Genomic DNA, 21,163 nt, shown 5'->3' on the forward strand with positions numbered 1-21,163 from the left:
ATGATGGCACAAACGAAAGATTTTAATCGACAAATATTATTATCATCGCGCCCTGTTGGCGCGCCAAAGTCTGATAATTTTAAATTCGTTGAAAGTGAAAAACCACAGATATCAACGGGGAAAGTATTACTGCGTACGGTCTATTTATCACTAGATCCCTATATGCGCGGACGTATGAGTGATGCCAAATCCTACGCGCCGCCTGTTGAAATTGGTGCGGCGATGGTTGGTGGCACAGTATGTCGCGTTGAGCAATCGTTAAATAGTGATTTTGCCGTTGGGGATTGGGTTGTCTCTTTTTCTGGATGGCAAGATTATAGCGTTAGCGATGGTGTGAATCTGCTTAAGTTAGATGCCAGTTTAACCCATCACTCATATGCGTTAGGCATTTTAGGTATGCCAGGATTAACGGCTTATATGGGGCTGTTGGATATTGGTCAGCCTAAAGCGGGAGAAACGGTGGTGGTTGCTGCGGCAACGGGTGCCGTGGGCAGCTTAGTGGGGCAAATAGCTAAACTTAATGGCTGTAAAGTGGTGGGTATTGCTGGTGGAAAAGAAAAGTGTGACTATGCAGTGCAAGCACTTGGTTTTGATTATTGCTTGGATCATAAATCGGCTAATTTAGCAGAACAATTGGCAGAAGCTTGTTGTGACGGTATTGATGTCTATTTTGAAAATGTCGGCGGTAAGGTTTTTGATGCCGTACTACCTCTGTTAAATAGTAAAGCACGCATACCGCTATGTGGCTTAATTTCACAGTATAACGCCACTGAGTTGCCAACGGGGCTGGATAGGTTATCCATGCTAATGGGGACGTTGTTGGTGAAACGTATCAAGATGCAAGGTTTTATCGTATTTGATGATTATGGGCACCGCTATAACGAGTTTAGTGAGGCAATGGTAGCTTGGTTAAGTGCCGGTAAGATTAAATATAAAGAGCAATTAGTCGATGGTTTAGAAAATGCACCGACTGCATTTATGGGATTACTACAAGGTGAGAACTTTGGTAAATTAATTGTGCGCGTTGGCCCCGATGATTTAAATTAATGCCGATATATTGCCATGCAATTCGGGGTGTTGTAACACCCTGGCTTATAACGCCAAAGTAGTCATTTGGCGTTTTATTTAAAAAAGAGCATGTTTACTAAAATCAGGACTGGGTACAACGGGACTGAAATAAAAACGTAAACCATATTCAGCACCAAAATTATCTGGTTTCTCAATATATTTATAGGCTTCAATTCCTATGCGCACCGGCATTGGGCCAATTTTTGTCATGGTATTAAAACCAAATCCAACTGGAATCGTCCAGACATCACCATTATCCGCTTCCCGTTCGCTGTAATATTCGGACTGCCAAACCCAAAATTGGTTGAATCATTATAACGGTAAAATGCGATATATTGGATATTTGTCATATTCACATCGTCACGATCTTGAACGCCTGAAATACTCCACCAGTGCTGTACGACTGCGCCATACATATACTCTTTAGGTGCGCCAACATGTAGCAAAACAGCCATCGGGCCAACACTGTTTTTCCCTGTTCCAAAGGCTTTGTTCGTTGCTGTATCGAGCATTGCAGTAATACCGAAACCCATGATATTAGGTGGCTTGACCATATCATTGCTGCCTAAGGCATTCCATAAAACGATATCGCCCATCTCAGTTTTTCTTTCAAAATCAACCGAAACGGGTAATTCGCCACCGGGGTATTGCGTTGCCCCTTGTCTTAACTGTGGCGTTTCCCAGCTGTGAATCGGAATAACAGGGCGGAAGATATATTTTATATTCTCGGTTAGCTGGAAGGGCATAACAGGTTCAATAGTGGTGGTGTTATAGACCTTTTTATCTTCCCCGAGAAAATCTAAATAATCGCCATCGTACCAAGTCGTATCATTTTGCATATACAACAGCATAACTCACCCAGCGGGTTGTTAATCATTTCATTGATTTGAGCCTGCGTATAGCCACCATTTAACGCTTGCTGCTTTTCGTTGGGTGTTAATGCCTTCTTTGAGGATTGTGCGCTATTGTTAGTTTTCGTCTCGACTTGTGCTAATTGTAGTGAAAAATCATCACGATAGCTCAAAGGAGAGGGCTCGCTGATTGAATTGGCATGCCATAGGCTTGCGTCAATAGCAAAGTTTGTAGCATTTTCTAAAGCCATTAGTTGAGGGGATAAACCTAGGCTAATCAATCCAATGGCTGAAACCATGCTTAATTGAGAGATGTTCATTGAAAATTCCTTTTATATTTTTCCATGGCAAAATAAATTGCCTTCGCTCATCGTAACTGAGCCCTGATTATTACTAAAGTAAATTATAGTTTATCCACATGCTAGGAGTTATATTTTTATTTGCCATCCTAACAACTTCTCTACTTAAAATAAAAAATAAACATCAAAAATATGTTTTTTAGATTTTAAAAAAACATGCCTTTTTTACCTGATTATTTTTTGTTTTTTTGTATTTGTCTCTAACAAATTGATAATAGCCCTATTTTTGACATTTTTGACTGTTATACTGAGTCGCTAATAAATAGAGGTCGTTCCGGTGCTGATTATTCCTTATGGTGATGGTTGTCATTTTTTTATGATAGTGGGGCGGGTTTAGTGAGCGTTTTTTGCTTTCTTTATGGAGATTTGATTGTATATGGATATTTTTCTGCGTCGTAGCAGTGCTATATGTTGTTGTCACTATTTTATTGTCGCTGTTATTTTATTTTTTCAAAGTATCAGCATAGCAGCGACCCAATCACAGCTTGTTGAGTCTAACGGCTTTAGCTATCGTATCGCTCCCAGCGATTTATGGGTCAGCATAAATGGTTATGATATTCCGGATAGCGACTCCTCTGAACCGGTTAGCTATCTATTAGTTGATCAGCAAGTGAAATTCGCTAATGGTCAAGCAACGGTTTATAACCGGAATGTTGAACAGCCGTTAACAACGGAAGGGGTCATGCGATCCTCTCGTGTAGAAGTCTCCTTTAATCCCGTTTATCAAAAATTAGTGTGGCATAAGGTCACCGTAAAACGGGGTGCTAAGGAGATGAATCGTCTCTCCTCCTCGGCTATTACCTTGCTGCAAAGGGAGCAGTCTTTAGATCAAGAAATTGTTGATGGTTATGTGACTGCGATGCTGGTGATTGATGATACTCGTAAGGGGGATGTTATTGATTACAGTTACTCTATTGAAGGTCGCAATCCAATCTATGGTCAACATGCCTTTTTTAATACCTTTATGGGCTGGACGGTTCCGTTGTTAAACTCAACAGACGTTTTATTTTTGATAACAGTCGTGATATTCAATATAAGCTCGATCAATTTGATGATAAACCCATTATTTCGCAAAAAAATGGGTTCACTGAGTATCAATGGACGCTGAAAAATACGCCCGCCATTTTTGTAGAAAAAGAGTATCCAGCATGGTATCGCGTTTATCCCCAGCTATCTTTTTCATCCTTCCAAAGCTGGAAAGACGTCAGTGCTTGGGCAAAGCCTCTTTACGCAAATAGAACGATTAGCAATCCTGAACTGCTGAACTTTATCTCTAAAATCAAGCCATTAAAGCCGCAAGAACAAATTGTTAAAGCATTGCAGTTTGTGCAAGGAGAGATTCGTTATTTAGGCATCGAGTTAGGGGTTAATTCCCATCAACCCCATGATCCAGATGAGGTGTTTAAAAATCGCTTTGGCGATTGTAAAGATAAAACATTGCTGCTTATCGCCATTCTTGAAAAATTGGGGATCACCGCTCATCCCGCCTTGGTTTCCACATTTGGGGCGGTTAACCTACCTAATGAGTTACCTAGCCCTATCGAATTTAACCATGTTATTACACGGGTCGAAAGTGATGACCAAGTTTATTGGTTAGATCCAACGAGAAGCTTGCAGAGCGGTGCATTAGATCGCCTTGGCTATCGCAGTTATGATAACGCCCTTGTTGTTGGCCACCCATACCTTGCTCTGGTTGAAATGCCCAAAACGGCTCAGCAGGTAGCTGAAATTCGTACGCGTGAGTATTTTAACGTCATTGCCTACGAAGCCCCTGTGGATTATCGAATCGTGACGGAGTATAGCGGTATTGAAGCGGAATATATTCATTCTCAATTTATCACGCAAGGTCAAACGACCATGGCGCGTAAATTTCTCAATTATATGAATCGTATTTACCCAAATTTGCAAGCGGGTGCCCCTTTAACTTTTGAGTATGATTCTGAACAAAATATTGCAACGGTTGTTGAGTCCTATCGTCTTACTGACTTTTTTAGAACAGAACCAGAGCGTCTATTAGCAGATATTTATCCCTATAGTATTGCAGAATATTTTACACTGCCAACAACGGTGAACCGTAAGACTCCCTTGGGACACATTTATCCTATAAAAGTAATGCATCAATCCTACATTTCTTACCCTGAGTGGATAAAAATGTCTTTATTTAACAATACGGAATCGATTGATACGCCATATTTTTCGCTCTCTTTTAGCGAGGATTATCGCGACCGAGCGATTATTACAAGTTATCTGTATGAATCAAAAGGGGCCTTTATTCCAGTCAAAGATGTGCCTGAACATATCGCTAAGTTACGCAAAGCTAAGAACAGCTTAGCGAAAGTGTATGAAATAACCTATACAAAGAACCAAACAGAGCAAACCATGGGCACCTTTATTGAACACCTTAATAAACACATTGATCGCATCACGGGAGATAGACTATGAAAATCATGAAGATCTCATTATGTTTTATCTGCTTTATCTTGCTTAACGGCTGTGCAAGTACAACGGTACCATCCTCAACTAGCGCGAGACAAACCCTTGATATAGAAGCGTCTCCTGCTTATCCTAGTGCCACACTGAATGAATTTATCGCTGAGCTATTTGATGTGTTGCAAAGACAGGATGAAAAAAGTTATCTAGCAATGTGGGATGCCAATGAATTTGCAGAGCGCAGTGTCGGGCTGATGGCTAGTAGCCCCTACAATGCAAACTTAGTGAGAAATACACTACTTAAAAAAGACCTTTTTGCTAGGCTTACGAACAGTAATTTAGCGATATTTAAGGATGCTCAGCTGATCTTACTTGACAGTGATAAGTTGCAAATAAAAATTCGCATTAAACGCGGCCATGAAAGTTTATATACTGCAATTGTTGTCAGTCAGCGAGATGGTCAATATAAGATAGTTGATCTGTTAGATTATGGAATTGGTGTTTATCAGAGCCAAAAGAGTGCTAGCCTGTTTGCCCATGTTCTCAGTGATGATGAAGAGGAACGAGCATCGGTGCAGAAATTTACCTATGCCACGCAAGCGATGAATAATAACAATCCCTATAATGCAATCACTCAATTAGAAATGATCCCCGAGCCGTTACTTAGCAATAAAGTCTATTTGACGACTTATCTGATGGCTTCATCGGTCGATGAAGTGCAGATTAAAAAGGCACTGCAACTATTAGAAAAATATTATCGAGATGACCCCTCCGTCTCTTATCTAATGGCTCAGCTTTACCTTATGAGAAAACAGGAGAGAGAAGCCATTGCGGCATTAAAAACATTCGCAGACATTATTAAGACAGATGCGCACGTACATTTGATGATTGGTCATCTCTATTTAGCCATTAATGACATTGATAATGCCATATTACATGGCAACAAGGCCTTAAGAATTAATCCAAGAGAGGATCTTGCCTATTGGATGTTAGCGCAAGCATTATCACGTAAAAATCAACCCGATGATGCACTACTGGCGCTGAAAGTATTAAAAAATTATTTTGCCTATGAATTTAAAGCTGACCACTTTAAATCAGAAAAAGCCTTTGCCTCCTTGTACCAATACGAAAAATTTACTACATGGGTAGAGCAACTTCCACGATAAAACGGTAACGGGGTAGCTATTCCCATGGGCGTTATATTAAAGGGAATAGCTGACTTTTTTAGTTCAATATTTTTGAATAGATCGTTCAGTTATTACCGTTATTAATCATCGCTTTCATTCAATATAATTAACCGAACAAAACAGCGTGAGGGAATTAAAATGAAAGCAGCTCATCAAAAAATTAGTGCCTCGGAATTACATTATTTGCCGAGTAGTGAAGTGCATCCCGCAGATACCTATTTTCATTTTTCATTTGCCAATTATTACAATCCAGTGCGGATGCACTTTGGTGCTCTGCGTGTCCTAAATGATGATGAGATTAAACCGCATAGTGGTTTCGGTCGCCATCCACACCAAGATATGGAGATAATCAGTTATATTATTTCAGGGAAATTAACCCATTGGGATAATGTGACCGAGCAGCAAGAAACCATAGGTCGAGGTCATGTGCAGGCTATTTCAGCGGGAACTGGTGTTTGGCACTCCGAGCAGAATCAACAAGATCAATCCTGTCGTCTTTTACAAATTTGGGTCATGCCAGCGACAAAAGGTGGGACAGTGCGCTATAACCAGCGCAACTTTCACTTAAGCGACCGTGAAAATAAGCTGTTGCATATTGTTGCTAACCCGAAGAACAAAGAGACTGCCCCCCTCTATGTTAATGCGGATGTGAATTTGTACGTGTCGGAAATAACAGCGCCAGATACGCTTGTCGAATTTCAATTAAAACCGGGCAGACAGGCATACATTAATTGCATAGAAGGGACGATGAAAATAGCAGGTTACCCATCACTCAACCAGCAAGATTCTTTAACGATAAGTGAAGAGGGCTGCCTTAAGCTTTCTGCTGCGGATAAATACGCCCATTTCATTATTATTGAAATGGCGCAAAGTTAATTTTTTATAATACCAATTCAGATAATATTATGGTCATAGCTTGTTGAGGAAAAATGATGGAGAGTAATACCAATCGGGAAATAGCTGATTCTATTTTACTGCCTAAAATAACTTACTTTTTTGTTGTAAGTTTCGCAAAGGGAACAACCTATTTGCGTCAACTTACGCCTCAAATTAAGCCATTTTTTCTGCGCAAAATTTAGATCACAGACTTAATCCGATTGGTATAAGGCGCATGACTGAGTAATAGCAGGCTATTGCGATTGAATGTAACGCAGCTATCTATTATTTTAATCAACAAGATAGATCAGATGCTTATCCTTTCGGGAGCATGGAGAAATAGGCATTAGTGGTTATGTACCAAGCTAGTGCATTTTGACGTGGTGTATCGCCCCCATTTTAAATGCAATTTAAATTTACTCAAAGAATTCACTAATCTCTACTATTATATGTTAGAACTGTATCAATTACCGAGCATCGCCAAAACGGTCAACATGGCAGATATCAAGGGCTATTAATCTCTATGGAATAGTACCGTTAGGGCATCGGCAAAATTGGTTAGTTGCGCATCATCGTGACAACATTTAATAGAGAGACAGGTGGGATAACTAAATGGATAAAAACAGACGGGTAGTAACGGCAGGCATCGCTCTATCACTCTTTTTTATCGCTGCCTGTGTCGCTACGGATAAAATAGTTTATCCGGAAATGGTTGCAAATAGTGCCGCCATTCCCCCCATTGAGTCTGCCCCCGTTATTGAACCAAGATTAGATATCGATTCATTTTCCTTTACTCGCAATATTTATATAGATCGCCACTTAGAGGATGATTGTGACAATTATAACGTCGCATTACGTGCCTGTGGCAGTGGTTCTGAACTGGCATTTCACAGTATCAAACGAGCACAACAAAGCGCTGCTGCGGGCGTTTTATTTTTAATTCGAGGGGGAAATTATAACGAAGTACTACATGTCACGACGTCAGGGCGTGCGGATGCTTATTTGGGATATTCTGCCTACGCGAATGAAAAGGTCACCCTGTTAGATATTAATAGCGAAGATAGCGGTGAAGAGTACGGTGCCATTTGGTTAGATCAAGTCTCCTATGTATTGATTAATGGCATTGATGTCCGAGGCTCTATCGGCTTTGGGCGGCTCTTGAATGCACATTACAATATAATCACTAATAGTGAATTTAATGAATCGACCATCTGGCGAAATGGGCGTGGAAAAAGCAAGCGGGGTGGGTTGTATGTTGCCTTTAGTCACTACAATCGCATTGTAAATAACCGTTTTTATAAAGGTACTGATGCCCTTGCGCTGGTTCATTCTAACCATAATTTAGTCGCCGATAATCGCATGGATCTCGCAGGCCATGATCTATGGAATATAAAATGTGGCAGCTTTAATGTGATCCGTAATAATCTATTTAGCAATAAAAATCAGAAATTAGGCTCGGTATTTGATTGTGAAAAAGGGTCCATGAGTTGGCATGGCAACGGTGAATTTGCACAGCAAAAGGAGCGGCTTAATAGTACGCAATATAACATGATTGATAATAATATCTTCAAAGATGCGCAGCATTACTATTCAACGAGCGGCGGCAATGGCATTCAGTATGCGGGGCAAAATGGTATTATCCGTCGAAATGTTTTTTATCATGTCAATGCAGGCATTGGCATGGCTTCATACAAAAGCGAGGCCACCTATAACTATGGTAATCGCATCTATAATAATACCTTTCACGATAATTGGTGTGCGGCCATCGCAATCGGTACGCCAATCAACAACATGACAGACAACGAATATCGCAATAATATCCTTTGGAATAACCAAGGTTTCGCAGCTTCTCACTGCAAGGAAAATAATGGCGTACAAATTCTACTGCGCAGTAATAAATCAGTCGGTCGCTTTATCAACAATAATATTGCCAGTAGCGTTGATGACGATGTTTTAGGTATCTGGGGACGATCGATAAACCATTCCCTGTTGAGTTATTACATTAGTATTGGTCTGGTGGAATTTATCGACACGCTCGAAGAAGATCCACTTTTTGTTGATCAACAAGAGAACGATTATCGCCTGCAAGCGAGCAGCCCAATGATAGATAGCGGCGCGTTTTTAACTACCATCATTAGCCCAACTGGCAGCGGCAACCAGCTACAGCTAGCGGATGTTAAATATTTCTATGATGGTTTTTCCATCCCCGGGGAAGTTGGCGACAGTATACAAATTCAAGGTCAGAGTGAAACCGCAATAATTGTCAAAATAGACTATGAAAAACAAGCCATTATTTTAAATAAAGCAATGAGTTGGAATCAAGGCGATGGCATTGCTTTGCAGTATAACGGCAGTTCGCCAAATCTTGGTGCTATTCAATACAAGGCTCATTGATGGCGTTTATTTAAAGTCACGCTGTACAGCTTTCGCTTTTATTTGCAACGCTATTTTTGTTGCAAATTCTTATTTCACGGGGTGTGGCAATTTTTTTTATGGTAAGTAAACATCCACTTTTATTTTCTGTTACTTTACAAAAATTAAAGATAATACTCTCTGTTATCTGTTTATTGCCCCTTTTTTTAGCGAACTTAAGAGTAATAGAATGAAACCATATCCACAAAAAATAGCCAGTCTGGAAATGATGCGTGTTATCGCAATGCTCGCTGTCATTATTATTCATATCCGTTTATTTGTTGATTTTCCATTTAGTGATGGCAACGCTTGGCTCGCTGATATTTTTAATCAGCTTAGTCGTTTCGCCGTCCCTTTTTTCTTTATATTATCGGGGTTTTTTATCCAACCTAAGTTGATAAACAGACCGATATCGACCATCCACCAGTATTGCAAACCGTTATTAAAAATATGGGTAGTGTGGAGTCTCATTTGCTTACTACTACCGACACGTTTAGATGCACTGATGAGTAAAGGATATTTAGCAGAACGTATCGCCTACTGGGATTTTTTACTCGAAAATCCACTTAACTCCTTCCTAGAAGGGGGCTTGGTACATTTATGGTTTTTGCCCGCATTAATGATAGCGGTCGCTATAATGGCATTTTTTATACGTTTTAGAATGCTTTACCTATTACTACCCGTTAGCTTCATCGTTTATCTTTATGGGGTATTTGCAGGAAGCTACGCCTCGTTAACGGAACTCAGCGCACCATTTTTAACCCGTAATGGCCCCTTTTTCAGTTTGTTCATGGTCGTTATTGGTTTTGAAATTCGCCGTAGAGAGTGGCGCTTATCTACATCGTCTGCTTTATTACTGTTAACACTAGGGGTGGTGGGGCACTTTGTTGAAGCCTACTGGTTGTTTACCAAAGGAGTGGTATTTTCTAGCCATGATTTTTTACTCTTCACACCATTATGGGCGACGGGGTTATTTCTCTTGTTATTAACTAAACCCAATATGGGCAATCATCCGATAACCTATTATTTAAGTCGCAGCACATTATCCATTTATGCCAGTCATCTTTCCATTGCTATTATTTTTTATAACATTGTTGGTGCTTTTGCCATAACAGGCTTACCCAGAGATGCCATCATGTTATTCGGTACCGTTATAACCACCTTACTCTTTGTTAAGGTGATTGAAAAAACGCCGCTGAATAAAATATTATTTAGATAAAAAAGATAGTTATTAGACTTCTTATCAAATTCATGACGCACTGTTTTATTCATAATTTAGCATTGGGTTTTACGTCACCGTGCAGGTTATATTTGTTAACATTCTAATTTGCTATACCTATATCAAATCAAAGTTTTTACAAATAGTTAGCGAACTGATTGATTACATGATGCTTAATAGATAATGTGATGATTATTTAAAATAAGATAGGTGGCGCGGTGCATTACATCATGCTATTTATAAAGCTGTTAGGTGCTTCACGGAGGTAAGTAGTATTGCAAATTTCTGATTGGATATCTTTAGGATCAAGTCTAGGGGCTTTGGTAGCTGCAACAATAGCACTCATAACCTTATTTGAAATAATTAAGCAGAGAAAATCATCTTTCAAACCAGATCTTATCGTTTTGAATAGCAATTTTCGTATTTCTTATCAAGATGTCGAAAACCAATTTCCCACGAGTTGGGATACAAAACAAGATGGAGAAGAACATTCTCTATCAATTGTAAATATAGGACTTGGGGTAGCTAAAGCTATAAAAATAAAATGGTGTTATGAGCACGAAAAATTATTGGATATGGTCATATCTAGCAGCCCGAAAAGTAGAGATATTCACAATCAAATTATTCAGGATGGTGCAGAGTTATTTTTAATTTTTCAGGATGGTAAATTTAAGCTTCCAATTAGTTATGGATTAGACAAAGAGTTCGACTATCTTATTCCTATTTCGCAAATGGAAACAGTAAATACGATTCAAATACCAAAAGCATATGAAGCATTAATGTCATTACTTGTATCTCATCGGGTTAGTATTGATGACCACCCTTTAGATGAGTCATTACCTTCGTTGAAGTTGGAAATTACATATAAAGATGCAGGGGAATACAAACATTATAAAGCGTTTGAATTAAAGCCAAAATTTATAAGTTCTATGAGAGAAGATATTATAGGTATAAGTGCGTTTGATTTTGAGTTCTCTCTAAATCGCACATAACACATATGAGCCCCAACGCTGTCAATAGGGTGTAGTAAATTGTTCGGCCTCTTTTTGGTCGAATAACATGATCAGCAAAAAATTTTACTTCATCTGTCGTATGGGCTGTCAGAGCAATCGTCTACAGCAAACACATATAGAGGCTCTCTTATTGTGGTCTCACCACTGCCTGTTCGCATATAGTAACAGTAGTGTAGAGTAGTGTAGGACACCCAAACCTTTTTGACTAAATTGAATATTATACTTACTATATAAACAGTGTTTTTGTTTACAGTTATTGGGTTTAGCATGACACAATCACGTGCTTCGTTAATTTCTCGATGTGTTCGCCGTGCATTTTTGTGTGGCGAAGATAATTACAGCGGTCGCGCCAATTGAGGACACCCTAACATTTGATTGATGCAAATCAATCAAATGTTAGGTAAAAAAAACATTTGGGTGTCCCAGATTTCGTTTGATTTGCTAATCGAAACCTAAGGGCAACCCTTTTTTCATGTTATATATTAAACTTTAAATATTTCAATTTCAGCTTGCATGGTTTCTGCTAATTGAGCTAATTCATCACTTGCAGCACTACTTTGCTCTGCACCGCTTGCGGTTTGGTTAGAAATATCACTAATATTTGTAATATTGCGATTTATCTCTTCAGTTACCGATGTTTGTTCCTCGGCTGCTGTGGCAATTTGTGCATTCAATGAATTCATTTGCTTAACGTTTTCGGTTATTTCTACTAATGCATCGCCCGCTTTTTGTGCTTCCATTGCTGTATTTTTAGCATTTTCAGCACCTTCAACTAACCGTTGAGTAACACCGCGACTACCCTGTTGTAAATTTTGAATGGTTTGCTGTATTTCCTGTGTTGATTGTTGTGTGCGACTTGCTAAACTCCTTACTTCATCAGCAACTACCGCAAATCCTCTCCCTTGTTCCCCCGCGCGAGCCGCTTCAATGGCTGCATTTAAAGCGAGCAAGTTAGTTTGCTCAGAGATGCTTTGAATAACACCAATAACACTGCCAATATCTTCGCTGTGTTGTGCAAGGGATTGCATTGCTGTAACTGATTCTTGCATTTCACGTGATAAATTTTCAATCATATCGATGCTTTCCTTGACGACTTTTTGTCCTTCAGCGGAAGCGTTGTCTGCATTTATAGATACTTGAGATGCGGCACTTGCACTCTGAGCAACTTCATGAACAGTCGCCGTGAATTGGTGGATAGCTGTAGCAATGAGTTGTGTTTGCAGCTGTTGCTCTACCACATTTTGCCGTGTTTGCAGAGCGACTGCTGAATTTTCTTCTGCAGAGCGCGCTAACTGTGAGGTTGATTGATGTGTCGATTTTACGAGATTTTGAAAACTGCCGACGATTTGATTGACGTAATTGGCGATATGTGTAAATTCATCATTGCCATTTAAATGGATACGTTGTGTCAGATCGCCTGCACAAATTAGATCACTGCTGGCCTCTAGTTGTTGCGATGCTAAATTAACACGTTTAAGAATCATCAATGATAACAATGAAATAATCAGTATGCTGACCACGACGGTGATAATGACGACATACTCGAAATCGTTAATATCTGCTTCTGCCTGCTCATAACTTTCTCTTGCTTCTTTGACTTGTAAATTAAGGAAGCCTTGTGCTTTTTCACTGACTAATTTAAATTCGGGATTAATTTTTTTCAATAAAATGAGATTAGTTTGGTTGTAATCGCCTGCTTTTAATGCACTTAACGCTGGGGAAAAACCTTCATTTGTAATGATATCGAGATTTTTAACTAATTCATTTGCTTGTGATTGTTCGGCCTCGGCTAACTCTGAGCTCATAATTTCGTTATCAACGATGTGGTGTAGTATGGTTAATGATTCGTTGATCGTTGTAATGTGCGCATCGATAGGGTGATCATGTAATTTTGCAAATGGAGAGTTGGGATCATGTTGTAGGGAGAGTAAAAGCGCGCTTCTTGCTTCACCGAGTTCATTTAATATTTTTCCTGCTCGGATGCTATGTTGCATACCTTGAAAGAATAAATCTTCAATGGATTTGGTTGCCTGTTGCATCCCTGAATAGCCTTGAAATGCTAAAAAAAGTAGTGCGCTAAGTGTTAATAAAACGCTTAATTTTAAACGGGCACTAACGGATTGCAATTTCTTAAAAAATAGAAAAGGCGGATTTAACGCCTCCGATGAGCTGTTCATTAAAGGCTGTGGTGATGATGCCGTATTATTTATTGTTGACATAAATTTCCCTTTTAATCATTAATAAATCTTTGCCCCAAAAAAGAGTGGTAAAGGATTTCGCAAACTCATATCGAAGCGAATCCTGATTTGATGACCGAGTTAATTATATTGTATATGTTAGAGCGACTTACCACTAAGTGGAAGGCCAATGGCTATTGTATTGTTATAAATGTGATAAAAAAGTGCTTTTTATGGTGATTTTAGGGCGTTTTTTTGAGCTGATTTATTACTCTTATTTTGCTTCTAGTGCGATAAAATCATCGTAACAAACTGGCCTTGAAAATAGATAGCCTTGTCCTAAGTCACAACCCATTTTTATTAGTAACTCTTTTTGTTTTTCCGTCTTAATTCCTTCTGCAATCACTTTGATGCCTAATTTATGTGCCATTACAATAATTGATTCACAGATGATTTTTGAGTCTAGCGAATCAGCTAGATTTCTAACAAATTCACGGTCAATTTTTAGGTAATCTACATCATACTCTCGGATATAAGTTAATGAAGAGTAACCCGTTCCAAAGTCATCTAGTGCCAATTCAATACCCACATCGCGAAAGCTTAAAAGCAATGCTAAACTCTCTTCGGTGGTCGACATTAATACGCCTTCGGTAATTTCAATAACCAGAGAAGAAGGGGAGATACCAACTTCGTGTAATTTATCTGCCCATTGTTGTAACGATTTCGATGCAGCTGAAAGTTGTACTGGAGAGACATTAATACTTAATTGAAACTCATCGCCAAAGATAGATTTAAATTTCGATAATGCAGCGCAAGCGTCAGTAAAAATCCATTCACCAATTTGATTTATAAATTTAGTTTCTTCAGCGATCGCGATAAATTCAATGGGTGCGATGACTCCCTTGCTTGGGTGGTTCCAGCGAATTAAGGCTTCCGCTTTGACTATTTTTCCTGTTGTTAAGGAGATAATTGGCTGAAAATAGAGTTGGAACTGTTTAAGTTCAAGTGCCACATGAAGCTCTTTAATTAGCCTTGTTCTATTGACTGCTGCATCTTGCATTGCTTGTGTAAAACAGTGGGAACAATTTTTACCTAAGGCCTTTGCCGCATACATGGCTTGATCAGAGGTTTTAAGAAGGTCGGCAGAAGATTGACCGTCTTGAGGGAAATAGGATATTCCAATACTTGCGGATATATATATCGCTTCTCCTGCGATGTTATATGGTTCATTGAAACCCCTTAATAGTTGCTCGACCACCTGTAGGGCAGCATTTGTCTGTTTTAGATTTCCTAAAATAACAATGAATTCATCTCCACTTTGTCGGGCAACGAAGTCATCAGCCCTTACTTTTGATAATAGCCGTTTGGAGACTAATTTAAGTAGTATGTCCCCTTTATCATGCCCTAATGTATCATTAACTTGTTTAAACTCATCTAAATCTACAAATAATGTCGCAATATATGTTTGATTTCTTCGCGCCTTTATTATTTCAAGATTTAAATGTTCGACTAAGGAATTTCTATTAGGTAAGTCGGTAAGGTGGTCAAAATTGGCTTGATGCCAAATGAGTTGATTAGCATGTTTTTGCTCTGAAATGTCGCGATATAAAGCAACGTATTTAATAATTTCATTGTTACTATCGTAAATGGCATTAATACTTACCCATTCAGTTAGTATCTCATTATGTTTCGTTTTATTATAAATCTCTCCCTCCCAGTGTCCTTTTAGCTGTAGAGAGGCCCATATTTTCTCATAGAAAGTAACATCATGAAGTCCTGACGCAAAGATATTAGGTGTATGCCCTAATACTTCATCTCGGGAATAACCAGTAACCGCTGTAAAAGAGGGATTAACATTAAGGATCTTACCATTAGCATCCGTGACAACCATGCATTCACTGCTGTTTTCGAATACAGAAGCGGCGAGTTGTAATGTTTTTTCGTTGTGTACTCTTCTGGTAATATTACGAATCACAAGAATAACATCCGTAGAATTATTTATTGTATTGGCGCGAGCCTCAAAAAAAACTAATGAGCCATTAATTTCTAGGGAGTATTCCCATGTTATTATTTGCTGTTTTTGGCGTAATTCGGTTATGTTTTGTCGATAAAGTAATGCTGCATAGTCGGGAATGACTTCGGTCATTTTTTGGCCAAGAAATTTTTCAGGGGGAAGGTACAAGTCATCTAAGGTTGATGCTCGATAATCGATAATTGTATCATCATCACTAATTTTGAAATAAAGGTCTGGTAATGCGTTAAATATAGAATCTAGTTCTTGGTTTTTTTGATTGGCATTTTTTTCAGCATTGAGCCTTTCCTTAGCCATTTTGTCAAAATTTTTGGCTAGCATCGCCAGTTCTTGTAATGCAATATCCTGATGAATTGGTGAATATTGCCCCCTTTTTAATTTTACCGTTGCTTCGTAAAGTAGTTGTAATGGTTTTCGTACATTGTTTGTTAAATCTCGAAATGCAACAAAAGAAACTAATGCTAATAAAGTAAAAAATATCAATAAGTTAGTTAATAATGATAATGCAGCTTCATTGCCTACTTTATCTAAGGGAATCGCAATATTAAGGGTGATATTTTCCCCTTCATCGGTAGTATAAAAATTTTCTTGGATATAAATGCGTGAGATGCCATCTTTTCCTGTGACGACATTACTCTGTAATTCATTGCCCATAGTGGGGAGTGGTTTTAGCCCATAGCTGTCGGCCTGTTGACCGTGCCGCTGAATATCAATGGGAAAATTTGCAACGATATGTCCTTCTTTATCGGTAATAAAAGCCACAGATTCTTTAGGGAGTTGTTCTTCTGAAAGCTGCTGACTCCACCAATCTAAGGAAAGTACAGCAACAACAACGGCAATCACATCGTTGTGATTAGTTATTACGGGGTAGGCAAAATTAACGCTAGTGTTATGTGTTGCACGATCTAATTGAAATGTACCTATCGAAAATTGTTTCTGTTTAAGGCTACGTTGGAAGTATTTTCGATCACTTACATTAATTTTATCTGTCAATGGCAGAGCATTACAGAGTAAATCACCATCTTTATTGGGAACGCCGAGGTTCGTATAGGTGCTATTAATTTTAAGTATTTTTTTTAAAAAATCGCCACAAATAGGGGATGTTGGATTTTGTAATTCAGGCACGGTTGCAAGATATTTTAGATAGGAATGGGTCTCTTCTATGAGCTTTATTTGTCTGAAGCTTAGTTTTTGTGAGGTTAATATCGCTTGCTGTTTGTAGTTTTTAATACGGTTTTGGTATTGCTCGACACTATTGATGGCTATCAGCAACACTCCCGGTAAAGAAAGGATAATAATAAAGGTGTAAAGTTTATATTTTAATGGTTTTAGCATTTAACCTCACCAACACTTATATATTAAAATAGTGACTCATTACTACTATTAAATCATGTGTAATAAATTACTGGGGCTGCCCGTATCCTTATTATTCTGTCTCAAAAGCAAGTTCTCTATGGTTAAAATACTGTTGATAGAAAACAATTTAATTAGCCGTAAAGAGCTTTCACTTAAATAGTCTAAGCATTTAATAATAAATACCGTTTCGGAACCTCGTTGGGATTGAAAATAGTGGCAGTAATAGGGATGCTCGATCACCGTATTTTTATTCTTAAATGCGCTTTGTGCAATTGTACTTAAGGGGGATTTAGATTCTGTCAGCCTGTTTTCATCTATAAACGATGCCATTGTTTCTTCGATACTAATATTGAATGAATATTGATTAGACTGAGTTATGGTTAATGCTTCCGTGCTTTTAATCAAAAAGTGCGTATTTTGTGCATTTAAGACATTTTTAATTTGATTAAGTACGGTGCTAGATAGGCCAAGCACATCATCAATTTGTGTCATATTGTTGATAGAATCGATTAATGCCTCAAGTCCTTTTTTATAGTTTTGAATACGTACTAAATCACGATATGAACGGAGCGCGGTATACACGGTATGTTGTAATGCATGTGTTGTTAATTCTGTTTTTTCTTTATAGCCATCAATATCATAATCACGCACCACTTTATGTTCAGGCGCCATGCCAGGTTGTCCTGTTCTTAATATGATCCGGCTATAATGGTTATGTAAATCGTTACGAATATACTTAACAACTTCCAATCCAGCTTCATCAGATTCCATTACTACGTCTAAGAATACCATGGCGATATCGTCATGGGCTGCTAAACATTGTTTAGCTTCTGCACCACTATACAAATTAATGAAAGATAACTTTCTATCTTCAAATTGAAAATTATTTAAGATTAGCTCGGTAACTTTATGTACTTCAACATTGTCGTCAACAATTGCTATTTTCCATGGCGGTAGATTATTGTCATCTTTACCTACTATATCCTCTGCAAGCCAATCCATTATTCATCCTTAAAAATTCAATTTACGATTGTTATCATCCATTTAGACACCAGAATTTATCATTTATATTGCTGATAATATCCATTGTGTAACGTGACTGTCAGCCACCGCACGGGTAACATCTATAAGCATATTCCAACAAATTGAATTTACAACATATGTAAGTTGAAACTTGGTAACCTTATATCGGTTTTGCGTCATATAGCACTATTTTATAGCCTGTCTATTCACAAATAGGTGATTATTAATTTCATAAAGTTTGTCTTTTTCATGCGTTAAATCAAGGTTGGCTTGAGGGGTGATACCAATACGTTTTGATATTAAGTGGCGTTTGTGGCGTTAGGTCTGGATTGTTAATGACAAAAAGTCGTCTCCCTGCGAGGTTTGCGCTTTTTATATGTTGTGCAAATTCATCATTGAACATTTTATCGAATGAGCCATCACTGATCATCATTTGCAATCCAGCCTCAATGCGTTTAGCTAGTTCGGGTTTAGCTGGTGTCACGAAAAAATAGGTAGGCAGGACAGTATAAAGTAATAGATCCTTTTCAATTCGTAATTCAGGGCATTTAACTTTATAGATGTTATATTCATCTTCACTTTCATTAATGCCACGCATAAAGGTAATGAATCGTTCTTTGAATAGCATTGAGAAAAGTCCATTATAGTTATTACCCAAGACAATATTAAAGTCATTTTTTTCGAGTATCTTGGTTGATATCCACTGTGTACCTGAGCCTGTTGGAATGCTTTTTAACTGCTCAACTGTTTTTATGTTTGATAACATTGCTTGATTTTTCGCGAGAATTAAAAATACTCTGTAGCCCTGTATTCCCTTACGAATCGGAATGCGTATTGGAATCAGCTTGTCCTCCCATAAAGGCGTGGTTGCTTCAGCAAAAACATGAATATTAACGCCTTTTTGCATCTCTTTGAGTGTGCGGGCTCTGCTCATTTTTAATCGGGATTGTTCGATCGAGGTTATTCCATATTGAGGTTCAGTTATTTTTAAAATAGCGCTAAGTAATCGATGTGGATAATCATAGCGTTGATCTTGAGCGGAAAGAGGCTGATTAACTAATACAACCTCTGCGAAGCTTAAGGTCGGAGCTGATAGGGCTAGATAGATAGCGATATTGATCAGGCAACAAGGGATATCTATTTTTTTGTTAGGAAAATTTATCAAGTTTGCTTCCGATGCTTTTTTCTTGCTGTTAAATATAGGATCATTTCATTTACAATCCTAGGCGAGTAGAGTTTATCTGTGACATTAAGTGCCTTATTAACAATTGACTTGATAACAATGGGGGGAGAATTTAGATATACTTTACTTCTAAATTGATATTCAAAAGTAATACCGCCAATGATTGATAACGAACAGTTAAATCAAATCGCGCCTCTTATTGAAGAGGTGGCTGATGTTAGCCTTAAAATAGCGACTTTCAATTTATTCAATTACCTTGAGCCTCCCTTTGCTTTTTATGATTTTGAGCGGATATACAGCATCGAGCAGTGGCAAAAGAAGCAGCGTTGGATCACGCACTATCTACAGCAACACAAACCAGATGTGATTGGCTTCCAGGAGGTGTTTAGTGTGCAATCGTTAAAGGCATTAGTGGCACAATGTGGCTTCCCATATTTTGCTGTTGTCGATGAAATGCGTGTTGTGGATGATTATATTTGCCGTGATCCGGTCGTTGCGATTGCCTCGCGTTACCCAATTAAACAAGTTGAAGCCGTTGTAGCGGATCCAAAAATAAGTGAAGAAATGGGCTTACATCGCGAATTTTCATTTAGTCGTAAAGTCCTGCGAGCGACGCTGGATTTACCTCATATTGGTGATTGTGACTGCTATGTGGTCCATTTTAAGTCAAAGCGTCCCATGTTAGAGTTTACTGAGGATAATACGCTATCGCTTGAAAAAAATAGGGTTGAACAATTCAAAATGCAAATAGCAGGAGAGTGGGGATCAACCATGCAACGAGGTAGTGAGGCTGCACTACTATTTATTGAAATGATAGCGCGTAAAGAGACAACAGGGAATGCGATGCTGCTTATCGGAGATTTTAATAATAGTTTAAAAGATGGCGTTCTAAATCACCTGCTTAGCCATTCTCTTCGCGTTGGCTCACAAACCGACAGCGCGAGGTATATTGGTCAATATTGTTTGTGGGATGCTTGGGATCTGTTTCAGGCAAGCGCTGAAAACAATCGTCATATTGTCCGTCCGCCGACACACTATTATGGTGAGATAAGTTCCGTGCTTGATTATATTTTACTTTCCTGTGAATTTAACGCGTCATACCAACACAGTATTTTTGCAGTGACTGATTATCACACTTACAATCGTCATTTAATTAATCCCAGTTTTGAATATGATGGCGAAAGCACGGATCATGGCGTCGTTATGGTGACATTGACGCTGCGAAGTTAGTCACCGTTAGATTGTTCCATAGTGGAATTGATCACTTATGATATTTCATTTCGGGAGCTTGAAGGATTTTTTTGATAAACTTAAAAAATGGCATAGTGCTAACAAAAGGGCACTATGCCCTTGCTAATTTTGTATAATTACCCATTTTGTAACGGAGAATTTGAATGATTGCAAAAATTAAACATTTTTTAACGACACTTGTCGAAAACGATGCTGGTCATTCAGAGAATGACTATATGCTTTCTATTACCGCTTTACTTTAGCAAGTTTGCAACGCCGATAATTGTATTACGGAGGAGGAGGAAGCGACCATTAGGCAGACACTCGGTAAGCTATTTTTAATGGATAAAACGCAAATTAATGAATTAATGGTAAGCGCTAAAAATATCAGCCAAGAAGCTAATTCACTGTTTGAGTTCACGGATAAATTGCGTGGATTATCCGCTGAAATGCGTATAAATTTAGTGACGGCAATGTGGGAAGTAGCCTATGCGGATGGAGAGTTAGATCCGATTGAAGAGATGATTATTCGCAAAGTATCACAACTTATATATGTCAGCCACAATGATTTTATTCGCACAAAACTCACCGTATTATCTGCATAAAATATTCGTATTGAACAGTATTTGAAAGCAATGGAGTTGCTTCATTCTTGAGATTATTTTCATACTGTTTGTGGTAATGCTCGACATTTGTCGCTGACCTTCTGTATACTCTGCCGCCTATTTTCTCTTATTGCATCGCTTT

The 21,163-nt window shown here is 38.4% G+C and carries 16 protein-coding genes and 1 pseudogene; 10 read left to right on the forward strand and 7 right to left on the reverse strand.

Annotation, left to right across the window (positions count from 1 at the left end; translation table 11 throughout):
- The first annotated feature begins 3 nt into the window (after positions 1-3).
- Positions 4-1,047 (forward strand): NADP-dependent oxidoreductase, encoded by a 1,044-nt coding sequence (locus tag AB2N10_RS03340; protein ID WP_354625143.1) that lies wholly within the window; start codon positions 4-6, stop codon positions 1,045-1,047.
- Between the two features lie 78 nt (positions 1,048-1,125).
- On the opposite strand, the gene AB2N10_RS03345 is transcribed toward AB2N10_RS03340, so the two are convergent.
- Genes AB2N10_RS03345 through AB2N10_RS03355 form a run of 3 tightly spaced genes read right to left on the reverse strand, consistent with a single transcriptional unit; the run spans position 1,126 to position 2,239 of the window.
- Positions 1,126-1,278: a hypothetical protein gene (locus tag AB2N10_RS03345; protein ID WP_369434314.1), complete on the reverse strand. Its 153-nt coding sequence runs from the start codon at positions 1,276-1,278 to the stop codon at positions 1,126-1,128.
- Positions 1,275-1,907: a hypothetical protein gene (locus tag AB2N10_RS03350; protein ID WP_369434315.1), complete on the reverse strand. Its 633-nt coding sequence runs from the start codon at positions 1,905-1,907 to the stop codon at positions 1,275-1,277. The genes AB2N10_RS03345 and AB2N10_RS03350 overlap by 4 nt, the downstream gene beginning before the upstream one ends.
- Positions 1,868-2,239, reverse strand: coding sequence for a hypothetical protein (locus AB2N10_RS03355; protein ID WP_354625145.1), 372 nt, complete (start codon positions 2,237-2,239; stop codon positions 1,868-1,870). Before AB2N10_RS03355 ends, AB2N10_RS03350 begins: the two co-directional genes overlap by 40 nt.
- 415 nt (positions 2,240-2,654) lie before the next feature.
- Here AB2N10_RS03355 and AB2N10_RS03360 point away from each other — a divergent pair, with 415 nt between their 5' ends.
- From AB2N10_RS03360 to AB2N10_RS03390, 7 genes are all read left to right on the forward strand, one after another.
- Positions 2,655-3,386, forward strand: a complete 732-nt coding sequence (locus AB2N10_RS03360) for a DUF3857 domain-containing protein (protein WP_369434316.1) — start codon at positions 2,655-2,657, stop codon at positions 3,384-3,386.
- Between the two features lie 170 nt (positions 3,387-3,556).
- A complete protein-coding gene (locus AB2N10_RS03365; protein ID WP_369434647.1) occupies positions 3,557-4,720 on the forward strand; it encodes a transglutaminase family protein in 1,164 nt (387 codons plus the stop codon).
- Positions 4,717-5,874, forward strand: a complete 1,158-nt coding sequence (locus tag AB2N10_RS03370) for a tetratricopeptide repeat protein (RefSeq protein WP_369434317.1) — start codon at positions 4,717-4,719, stop codon at positions 5,872-5,874. The genes AB2N10_RS03365 and AB2N10_RS03370 overlap by 4 nt, the downstream gene beginning before the upstream one ends.
- A 159-nt stretch (positions 5,875-6,033) precedes the next feature.
- Positions 6,034-6,771 carry a pirin family protein gene (locus AB2N10_RS03375; protein ID WP_369434318.1) on the forward strand — a complete coding sequence of 246 codons (738 nt, stop codon included), beginning with the start codon at positions 6,034-6,036 and terminating at the stop codon, positions 6,769-6,771.
- A 612-nt stretch (positions 6,772-7,383) separates the two neighbouring features.
- On the forward strand, positions 7,384-9,165 hold the full coding sequence (locus AB2N10_RS03380; RefSeq protein WP_369434319.1) for a right-handed parallel beta-helix repeat-containing protein: 1,782 nt from the start codon (positions 7,384-7,386) through the stop codon (positions 9,163-9,165).
- 208 nt (positions 9,166-9,373) lie between these two features.
- Positions 9,374-10,402: an acyltransferase family protein gene (locus AB2N10_RS03385; RefSeq protein WP_354625153.1), complete on the forward strand. Its 1,029-nt coding sequence runs from the start codon at positions 9,374-9,376 to the stop codon at positions 10,400-10,402.
- 275 nt (positions 10,403-10,677) lie between these two features.
- Entirely contained in the window at positions 10,678-11,394 is a 717-nt protein-coding gene (locus tag AB2N10_RS03390; RefSeq protein ID WP_354625154.1) for a hypothetical protein, read from the forward strand.
- 503 nt (positions 11,395-11,897) lie between these two features.
- Here the strand turns inward: AB2N10_RS03390 and AB2N10_RS03395 are convergent.
- The 4 genes from AB2N10_RS03395 to AB2N10_RS03410 all read right to left on the reverse strand — a co-directional run bounded on the left by AB2N10_RS03395 (position 11,898) and on the right by AB2N10_RS03410 (position 19,168).
- Complete coding sequence (locus tag AB2N10_RS03395) at positions 11,898-13,634, reverse strand: methyl-accepting chemotaxis protein (protein WP_369434320.1); 1,737 nt, start codon at positions 13,632-13,634, stop codon at positions 11,898-11,900.
- A 232-nt stretch (positions 13,635-13,866) separates the two neighbouring features.
- Positions 13,867-16,959 carry an EAL domain-containing protein gene (locus AB2N10_RS03400; protein WP_369434321.1) on the reverse strand — a complete coding sequence of 1,031 codons (3,093 nt, stop codon included), beginning with the start codon at positions 16,957-16,959 and terminating at the stop codon, positions 13,867-13,869.
- Between the two features lie 48 nt (positions 16,960-17,007).
- Positions 17,008-17,982 (reverse strand): DUF3369 domain-containing protein, encoded by a 975-nt coding sequence (locus tag AB2N10_RS03405; RefSeq protein WP_354625158.1) that lies wholly within the window; start codon positions 17,980-17,982, stop codon positions 17,008-17,010.
- Positions 17,983-18,262: 280 nt separating this feature from the next.
- Complete coding sequence (locus tag AB2N10_RS03410) at positions 18,263-19,168, reverse strand: hypothetical protein (protein WP_354625159.1); 906 nt, start codon at positions 19,166-19,168, stop codon at positions 18,263-18,265.
- 177 nt (positions 19,169-19,345) lie between these two features.
- Between AB2N10_RS03410 and AB2N10_RS03415 the strand changes: the two genes are divergently transcribed.
- Both AB2N10_RS03415 and AB2N10_RS03420 read left to right on the forward strand, forming a co-directional pair.
- Positions 19,346-20,416 (forward strand): endonuclease/exonuclease/phosphatase family protein, encoded by a 1,071-nt coding sequence (locus tag AB2N10_RS03415; protein WP_354625160.1) that lies wholly within the window; start codon positions 19,346-19,348, stop codon positions 20,414-20,416.
- Positions 20,417-20,694: 278 nt separating this feature from the next.
- A pseudogene (locus AB2N10_RS03420) lies at positions 20,695-21,021 on the forward strand (TerB family tellurite resistance protein); the annotation flags it as partial.
- Positions 21,022-21,163 lie beyond the last annotated feature (142 nt).

It is taken from the genome of Psychromonas sp. MME1 (assembly GCF_041080865.1).
Taxonomy (GTDB): domain Bacteria; phylum Pseudomonadota; class Gammaproteobacteria; order Enterobacterales; family Psychromonadaceae; genus Psychromonas.